8 protein-coding genes are annotated in these 8,158 nt (G+C 59.0%); 6 read left to right on the forward strand and 2 right to left on the reverse strand.

Translation table 11 applies throughout. From position 1 onward, the window contains the following. A partial coding sequence (locus tag Q0341_RS00880) for an SOS response-associated peptidase family protein (protein ID WP_299509932.1) occupies positions 1 to 419 on the forward strand: 419 nt, incomplete at its 5' end. Between the two features lie 6 nt (positions 420 to 425). Here Q0341_RS00880 and argH read toward each other — a convergent pair. Together argH and Q0341_RS00890 are read right to left on the reverse strand one after the other, a co-directional pair. Further along, positions 426 to 1,874: an argininosuccinate lyase gene (argH, locus tag Q0341_RS00885; RefSeq protein ID WP_299509934.1), complete on the reverse strand. Its 1,449-nt coding sequence runs from the start codon at positions 1,872 to 1,874 to the stop codon at positions 426 to 428. Between the two features lie 107 nt (positions 1,875 to 1,981). Continuing rightward, positions 1,982 to 2,851, reverse strand: coding sequence for a CoA transferase (locus Q0341_RS00890; RefSeq protein ID WP_299509936.1), 870 nt, complete (start codon positions 2,849 to 2,851; stop codon positions 1,982 to 1,984). A 277-nt stretch (positions 2,852 to 3,128) separates the two neighbouring features. Here Q0341_RS00890 and rpsO point away from each other — a divergent pair, with 277 nt between their 5' ends. The 5 genes from rpsO to secG all read left to right on the forward strand — a co-directional run bounded on the left by rpsO (position 3,129) and on the right by secG (position 7,962). Further along, entirely contained in the window at positions 3,129 to 3,395 is a 267-nt protein-coding gene (gene rpsO / locus Q0341_RS00895) for a 30S ribosomal protein S15 (protein ID WP_019428565.1), read from the forward strand. A 218-nt stretch (positions 3,396 to 3,613) separates the two neighbouring features. Then, on the forward strand, positions 3,614 to 5,719 hold the full coding sequence (gene pnp / locus Q0341_RS00900) for a polyribonucleotide nucleotidyltransferase (protein ID WP_299509937.1): 2,106 nt from the start codon (positions 3,614 to 3,616) through the stop codon (positions 5,717 to 5,719). A gap of 52 nt (positions 5,720 to 5,771) precedes the next feature. Continuing rightward, positions 5,772 to 6,782: an NAD(P)H-quinone oxidoreductase gene (locus Q0341_RS00905; RefSeq protein WP_299509938.1), complete on the forward strand. Its 1,011-nt coding sequence runs from the start codon at positions 5,772 to 5,774 to the stop codon at positions 6,780 to 6,782. Next, a complete protein-coding gene (tpiA, locus tag Q0341_RS00910; protein WP_299509940.1) occupies positions 6,782 to 7,534 on the forward strand; it encodes a triose-phosphate isomerase in 753 nt (250 codons plus the stop codon). Before Q0341_RS00905 ends, tpiA begins: the two co-directional genes overlap by 1 nt. A 38-nt stretch (positions 7,535 to 7,572) precedes the next feature. Further along, positions 7,573 to 7,962: a preprotein translocase subunit SecG gene (gene secG / locus Q0341_RS00915; protein WP_299509941.1), complete on the forward strand. Its 390-nt coding sequence runs from the start codon at positions 7,573 to 7,575 to the stop codon at positions 7,960 to 7,962. Positions 7,963 to 8,158: the final 196 nt, after the last annotated feature.

Here is an 8,158-nt window from a genome sequence, read left to right on the forward strand (position 1 = left end):
TCGCGGTGACACGCTACGAAACCATGAGCACCGCGACGCCCACGCGAGAGACGTGGCTGAATGCGCAGCGTTGCATCATTCCAATGCAAGCGTTTTTAGAAGACGACTGGCGCAGCGGCAAGGCGGTGCCGACACGCATTGCACGGGTCGATGGCAAGCCGATGGGGGTGGCGGGCTTGTGGGAGCGCTGGACGCAAGGCGAAGAAGAAATCGTCAGTTTCACCTTGCTCACGGTGAACGCCAACAGCCACGCCCTGATGAACCGCTATGGTCAAAACGGCAACGAAAAACGCATGCCGGCCATCTTGAACGAAGGCGCTTATGGCGCCTGGCTAAACGCCCCCATCGACAAAGCCCGCGAGTTCATGCGGGCCTATCCAGCCAACTTGCTGCTGGCCAATCCGGTGCAGAAAAAATAGGCCGCCTCAGCCCAAGCGGCTTCGATGGCGTGCGATCTGTCGGCGCACTTGCTCAGGCGCGGTGCCGCCCAAGGTGTTGCGGGCGTTCAGCGAGCCTTGCAGGCTGAGCGGCCCGAACACATCGGTTTCAATGCGGCTGTCGAACTTTTGCAGCGTCTCCAGTGGCAACTCTGACAAGTCCACGCCCAGGCCCTGTGCGGTCTTGACGGCGTGCGCCACCACTTCATGAGCGTCGCGGAACGGCAGGCCTTTTTTGACCAAATAGTCGGCCAAGTCGGTGGCGGTGGCGTAGCCCTTTTTAACGGCGGATTCCATGGCTGCGGCATTCACATTGATGCCGCCTTCTTTCTGGCCCGTGGCGGGGTTGACCTGGCCGCCCACCATTTCGCTGAAGATGCGCAGCGTGTCTTTGAGCGTGTCCACTGTGTCAAACAACGGCTCTTTGTCTTCCTGGTTGTCCTTGTTGTAGGCCAGGGGCTGGCCCTTCATCAAGGTGATCAGGCCCATCAAATGGCCGACCACCCGGCCGGTCTTGCCGCGAGCCAGCTCGGGCACATCAGGGTTTTTCTTCTGCGGCATGATCGACGAGCCGGTGGTGAAGCGGTCAGCGATGCGCACAAAGCCAAAGTTCTGGCTCATCCACAAAACCAACTCTTCACTGAAACGGCTGATGTGCACCATACAAAGAGAAGCGGCGGCGGTGAATTCGATGGCAAAGTCGCGGTCGCTCACGCCGTCCAAGCTGTTTTGGCATACCTGTGCTTGGCCGTTTTCATTGACCATGCCCAGCGTGCGCGCCACGCGCTCGCGGTCCAGCGGGTAAGTGGTGCCCGCCAAGGCTGCAGAGCCCAGCGGCAGGCGGTTGGTGCGGCGGCGCACATCAGTAAAGCGCTCGGCATCCCGACTGAACATCTCCACATAAGCCAGCAGGTGGTGCGCAAAGCTTACAGGCTGGGCCACTTGCAAGTGGGTAAAGCCGGGCATGATGACCTCGACGTTTTGCTCGGCCACATCGACCAGCGACTTTTGCAGGTCGGCCAGCAAGTCGATGATCAGGTCCATCTCGCTGCGTAACCACAGGCGCACGTCGGTGGCGACTTGGTCGTTGCGGCTGCGGCCGGTGTGCAGGCGTTTGCCCGCGTCGCCCACCAATTGGGTCAGGCGCGCTTCAATGTTCAGATGCACGTCTTCCAGGTCCAGCTTCCACTCAAAAGCGCCGGATTCGATTTCTTGGGTGATCTGCGCCATGCCGCGCTGGATGTCGGCCAGGTCGCTGGCGCCGATGATGTTTTGCGTGGCCAGCATCTCGGCGTGGGCCAGGCTGCCGGTGATGTCGGCTTGCCAAAGGCGCTTGTCAAAGAACACGCTGGCGGTGTAGCGCTTGACCAACTCGCTCATGGGTTCAGAAAAAAGAGCCGACCAGGCTTGGGATTTTTTGTCGAGTTGGTTTGTCATAAGCCCGCGATTTTATCGGGCTTCGAAGGCCACCTCCCTGCGCAGGCGGCCTTGTGGCATCGGCCTCGGCTCGTGAGGCAGGCCAAGCAGTGACAAGCCAAGTCGAATTATCTCGGCAAGGTCAGTAAGGGGATGTCCTTGTCCGCCGCCAGTTTGTCCAGTTGAAGACGTGTTTTACTGGCCAAAAATGCGGCCACCGCTTGCTGCGTTTCGGGCTTGAAAAGGTCTTTCACCGTATGGGTCAGGGGGATGCCCGCGGCCTTGCACAGGCTGGCCGCAAAGTGCGGCTCCAAGGCGGCCACAGCCACACGGCCATTTTTGCATGCGTAAATGCGGTAGCCCGCGTGCGCACCCCCCACAGCGCCATCGGGGGTGGTCATGCGCAATTGGCGGGGCAAGGCCAACCAGGCGGCGGCCTCCGACAGGGCCACCTCGTGCCGCGAGCCCTGGCCGCTGGTCTGGCGTGACAGCACGGCCTTGAGCGAGGCCTCACTGGCCATGAGGGCGCCGCCCATGTCGGCAAACAAGCTGGGTGGCAAATCCATGCCGTTGACCAAACCCACTTCCGCTTGGTAGGTCAGGTCGTGGCCTGGAATCTCAGCCAAAGGACCGGGAGCGCCCACCACCTCGATCAGACTCAGCGTAGGGTATTGCTTGTGCAGCGTTCTCCAGCCCAAGCCCAGCTTGACCAGGGCCGAAGGCCGGAAAGAGGTGAGCAAGACATCGGTGCTGGACAACAACTTGTGCAAAGTTTTTTGGCCAAGCTCTGTTTTCAGGTCCAGGGTGCGATGGACGACGCCTTTGTGCAGCAAAGCATAGCCATCGGGTGTGTAGTGCTGCATGGGGTCCCCGGCAGGCGGGTTAACTTTGGTGCAGCGGGCACCCATTTGCGCTAAGCGCATCAGGGCAGCGGGGCCGGGCAAATTCAGAGCCAGGCTGAGAATGCGCACACCGCGCAGGGGTTTGGCAGAAGACATGTTGGCACCTTTGGACTGTGTCGAAGCCGCGCAGGGCAGCGGCGGGCTTGGCGCAATTATGCGGAGGGTTTGGGTGCTGTCGTGTCACATGGTGCAATCCGGGCGATGGCCGGATGTTTAACGGGCCCCAAAAGGGTGCTGCGCCGCAGTGTCTTGGGCTATAATCAGTCTGTTTTGCGATTTGCAAAGCGCACGCCATTGGCTTTTCCAGCCGCTGGCGCAAGTCATTCACCCGCTGAAATTCCTCAGAATCCAGCGAAACAACAAGGAAAAAACCATGATTGCATCTTCAATCAAGGCAGAGGTCGTCAAGGCCAATGCACGTGCAGCCAACGACACTGGGTCTCCAGAAGTCCAAGTGGCTTTGCTAACAGCCCGTATCAACGAGCTGACACCTCACTTCAAAACACACGCCAAAGACCATCACGGTCGCCGCGGTCTGCTGCGCATGGTGAGCCGTCGCCGCAAGCTGCTGGACTACCTCAAGTCCCGTGATGCTGACCGTTACGTTGCGCTGATTGCCAAGCTTGGCCTGCGTAAGTAATCGTCCCTCCAGATGAAAAGCGCCTGAGTTAGTTCACTAGCTCAGGCGCTTTATTCTTTTTTCAGTCGGAATTTGTCAGGGCGATCTCGCGCTGCGTCATTCCACAAGGCTTTACAGCAAAGTTTTGCAAGGTCTTGTGGAATGGCATCGAGTTCAGAGCGTCAACTTCCGGGCCCACAGTGCAGCCTCATGCGCTTTTATTTTCAGGAGTTCCGGACATGTCCATTTTCAATAAAGTTACCAAAACCTTCCAGTGGGGCCAGCACACGGTCAAGATGGAAACCGGCGAAGTCGCTCGCCAAGCCGGCGGCGCTGTGCTGCTCGACATGGAAGGCACTGTGGTGCTGGCCACTGTCGTGGGTTCCAAGATCGCCAAAGCCGGTCAAGATTTCTTTCCGCTCACCGTCGATTACATCGAGAAGACCTACGCCGCTGGCAAGATCCCCGGCAGCTTCTTCAAGCGTGAAGCCAAGCCCAGCGAGCACGAGACCCTGACCAGCCGTCTGATCGACCGCCCCATCCGTCCTCTGTTCCCCGAAGGTTTTTACAACGACGTGCATGTGGTCATCCACACCGTGTCTTTGAACCCTGAAGTCGACGCCGACATCGCTGCGATGATCGCCGTGTCTGCCGCTTTGTCCATCTCGGGCATTCCGTTCAACGGCCCCATCGGTGCCGCCCGCGTGGGTTACATCAACGGTGAGTATGTGCTGAACCCCGGCCAGACCCAGCGCAAAGACAGCGTGATGGATTTGGTGGTGGCCGGTACCGAAGCCGCTGTGCTGATGGTCGAATCCGAAGCCCAACAACTGTCCGAAGAAATCATGCTGGGTGGTGTGGTGTACGGCCACGCGCAGTCGGCGATTGCCATCAACGCCATCCACGAGTTGGTGCGTGAAGCCGGCAAGCCTGTGTGGGACTGGCAAGCGCCTGCCCGCGATTTGGCTTTCGAAGCCAAGCTGGCCACATTGGCCGAAGAAAAGCTGCGCGCCGCCTACCAAATCCGCAACAAGCAAGCCCGCACACACGCTTGCCGTGACGCCTACGCTTCGGTCAAAGCCGCTTTGGCTGCAGAAGGCGTCGCCTTTGACGGTGTCAAGCTTGACGGCCTGATGTTCGAAATCGAAGCGCGCATCGTGCGCAGCCAGATTTTGGCCGGTGAGCCCCGCATCGACGGCCGCGACACACGCACTGTGCGCCCCATCGAAATCCGCAACAGCGTGCTGCCCCGCACACACGGCTCGGCCCTGTTCACACGTGGCGAAACCCAAGCTTTGGTGGTCACCACTTTGGGCACAGAGCGCGATGCTCAGCGCATCGACGCGCTGGCTGGCGAGTTCGAAGACCGCTTCATGTTCCACTACAACATGCCTCCCTTTGCCACTGGCGAAGTGGGCCGCATGGGCTCGACCAAGCGCCGCGAAATCGGCCACGGCCGTTTGGCCAAGCGTGCTTTGGCCGCTGTGTTGCCAACCAAAGAAGAGTTCCCCTACACCATGCGTGTGGTGTCCGAAATCACCGAATCGAACGGTTCTTCGTCCATGGCTTCGGTCTGCGGCGGCTGCTTGTCGATGATGGACGCGGGTGTGCCGATGAAAGCCCACGTGGCCGGTATCGCTATGGGCCTGATCAAGGAAGACAACCGCTTTGCGGTGTTGACCGACATCTTGGGTGACGAAGACCACCTGGGTGACATGGACTTCAAAGTGGCCGGTACCACCAACGGCATTACTGCATTGCAGATGGACATCAAGATCCAGGGCATCACCAAAGAAATCATGCAAGTCGCTTTGGCCCAAGCCAAAGAAGCCCGTATGCACATTCTGGGCAAGATGCAAGAGGCGATGAGCACAGCCAACACCGAAGTGTCGGACTTCGCGCCCAAGCTCTTCACCATGAAGATCAATCCCGAGAAAATCCGTGACGTGATCGGCAAAGGCGGCGCGACCATCCGTGCCCTGACCGAAGAAACCGGTTGCCAAATCAACATCGGCGAAGACGGCACGATCACGATCGCGGCCACCGACGGCGAGAAGGCCGACATTGCCAAGAAGCGCATCGAGCAGATCACCGCTGAAGTCGAAATCGGCAAGGTCTACGAAGGCCCCGTCACCAAGATTTTGGACTTCGGTGCATTGATCAACTTGTTGCCCGGCAAAGACGGTTTGTTGCACATCAGCCAGATCGCCCACGAGCGCGTTGAGAAGGTCACCGACTACCTGAGCGAAGGCCAGATCGTCAAAGTCAAGGTCATGGAAACCGACGAAAAAGGCCGCATCAAGCTGTCGATGAAGGCTTTGTTGGACCGTCCCGCACAGGGCTAAATCCTGGTCTCGGGTGGTCAGCGATCACCCGATCCCCTGAAACGGACTCACCATGAACGTCATTGAAATTCAGAGCTACGGCGCACCAGCGGTATTGGTGCCTGGCACGCGTCCAGAGCCTGTGGCTGGGGCAGGGGAGTTGCTCATTCACGTTTCGGCCAGCGGTATCAACCGCCCCGACGTGCTGCAACGCACCGGCAATTACCCGGTTCCGCCGGGCGCGTCGGACATCCCGGGCCTCGAAGTGGCGGGCGTGGTGGTGTCGGGTGATGCCGCCGCCATGGCCGAGGCCGGGTTGGCGGTAGGTGACCGCGTGTGCGCCTTGGTGGCCGGTGGCGGTTATGCAGAATGGTGCGTTGCCCCTGTGCTTCAGTGTCTGCCCGTGCCCAAGGGCCTGACGGACACCGAAGCGGCTTCGCTGCCCGAGACCTTTTTCACGGTTTGGAGCAATGTGTTTGACCGTGGACGCTTGCAAGCAGGTGAGACCTTGTTGATCCAGGGCGGCACCAGTGGCATTGGCGTCACCGCCATCCAAATGGCCAAAGCAGCCGGTGCGACCGTGATTGCCACGGCAGGGTCCGATGAAAAGTGCCAAGCTTGTCTGGCCTTGGGCGCGGACCACGCCATCAACTACAAAACCACCGACTTTGTGGCCGAGGCCATGAGCCTGACGGGCGGCAAGGGTGTGAACGTGATTTTGGACATGGTTGCGGGTGACTATGTGGCACGCGAAGTCGAGGCCTTGGCCGAAGACGGTCGTCTGGTCATCATCGCCGTGCAAGGCGGCATCAAAAGCGAGCTCAATGCCGGGTTGGTGTTGCGTCGCCGTTTGACGATCACCGGCTCGACACTGCGTCCGCGTCCTGTGGCCTTCAAGGCTGCGATTGCACAATCTTTACGTGACAAGGTTTGGCCGTGGCTCGAATCTGGCCAGATCAAGCCGGTGATTCACAGTGTGTTCGGCGCTATGCAAGAGGGCGGCGGCTTGCCATCGGGTGCGGCGCAAGCCCATGCTTTGATGGAAACCAACCAGCATGTGGGCAAATTGGTGGTGACTTGGTGATGAGCAAGCGTCAGAAATTGATGGTCGGCAACTGGAAGATGAATGGCAGCTTGGCGGCCAATGCATCTTTGGTGGCTGAGCTGCTGCAGGGCATGGCCGAGGTTTATTGCCATGCTGCAGTGTGCGTGCCTTCGGTTTATCTGTCGCAGCTTCAGACATTGCTGGCGGGTTCTGAGTTGGCTTTGGGGGCGCAAGATGTTTCGCCGCATGAGTCGGGCGCTTACACGGGTGAAGTCTCTGCGAGCATGCTGAAAGATTTTGGTGTGCGCTATTGCATCCTCGGCCATTCTGAGCGTCGCCGGGACCATTCGGAGTCAGATGCCTTGGTGGCGCTCAAGGCCCAGCGCGCATTGGCTGGGGGCATCACCCCGATCGTTTGCGTGGGTGAGAGCTTGGCTGAGCGTGAAGCGGGTGAAACCGAAGCGGTGGTCAAGCGCCAATTGGCCGCGTTGATCCAGGTCAATGGCCATTGCATCAGTGAAATCGTGGTGGCTTATGAACCCGTATGGGCCATTGGCACAGGCCTGACCGCCAAACCCGAGCAAGCCCAGGCGGTGCATGCCGTCTTGCGCGCCCAATTGCAAGCGGCCAGCCCACATGCCGATCGCGTGTCCATTTTGTATGGTGGCAGCATGAATGCGGCGAATGCGGCGACCTTGCTGGACCAGCCCGATGTGGATGGCGGCTTGATCGGTGGCGCTGCACTCAAGGCCCCTGATTTTTTGACCATGTTGAAAGCCGCTTCGCGTTGAGCTTTTGACCTTTCTTTTTTGATTTTCGGAGAATTTTGATGAGCGTGATGTTGACTTTGATTTTGGTGGTGCAGTTATTGTCCGCACTGACCATGATTGGCCTGATCTTGATCCAGCACGGCAAAGGTGCTGACATGGGCGCTGCGTTTGGCAGCGGCGGCTCTGGCAGTTTGTTTGGTGCCACAGGCGGTGCCAACTTCATGTCGCGTACCACGGCGGTGTTAGCTGCGGTGTTCTTTGTTTGCACTTTATCGCTGGCCTATTTTGGCAACCTGACACCTGCTTCATCAGGCAGCGTTTTGGAAGGCGCGGCCGTGACCGCACCTGCACCGGCCCCGGTGGATACCAGCACCGCCGCGCAGATTCCAGGCAACAAGCCTGCCGCACCGCAAGACAATAGCGTACCCCCCGCAGTACCTGCTAAATGATGCCCGTGCACAAGCGGCTTTCAACTTTGCTGCTGTGCACAATTTTCCGACTTTGATAAGGGGAATTGGGGTTTTTTCAGAGTAAAATCGTAGTCTGACCAGCAAGCAACATGCACTCAAGGTGTACCTCATGCAAGCCGGTCAATTGCATCCAGCCGTCGTGGTGAAATTGGTAGACACGCTATCTTGAGGGGGT

Source organism: uncultured Limnohabitans sp. (genome assembly GCF_937889215.1).
Lineage (GTDB): Bacteria > Pseudomonadota > Gammaproteobacteria > Burkholderiales > Burkholderiaceae_C > Limnohabitans_A.

Excerpts from the sequence above, each read along its gene's own strand:
- argH (WP_299509934.1), bottom strand. The coding sequence starts at position 1,874 with ATGACAAACCAACTCGACAAAAAATCCCAAGCCTGGTCGGCTCTTTTT.
- Q0341_RS00890 (WP_299509936.1), bottom strand. The coding sequence starts at position 2,851 with ATGTCTTCTGCCAAACCCCTGCGCGGTGTGCGCATTCTCAGCCTGGCT.
- rpsO (WP_019428565.1), top strand. The coding sequence starts at position 3,129 with ATGATTGCATCTTCAATCAAGGCAGAGGTCGTCAAGGCCAATGCACGT.
- pnp (WP_299509937.1), top strand. The coding sequence starts at position 3,614 with ATGTCCATTTTCAATAAAGTTACCAAAACCTTCCAGTGGGGCCAGCAC.
- Q0341_RS00905 (WP_299509938.1), top strand. The coding sequence starts at position 5,772 with ATGAACGTCATTGAAATTCAGAGCTACGGCGCACCAGCGGTATTGGTG.
- tpiA (WP_299509940.1), top strand. The coding sequence starts at position 6,782 with ATGAGCAAGCGTCAGAAATTGATGGTCGGCAACTGGAAGATGAATGGC.
- secG (WP_299509941.1), top strand. The coding sequence starts at position 7,573 with ATGAGCGTGATGTTGACTTTGATTTTGGTGGTGCAGTTATTGTCCGCA.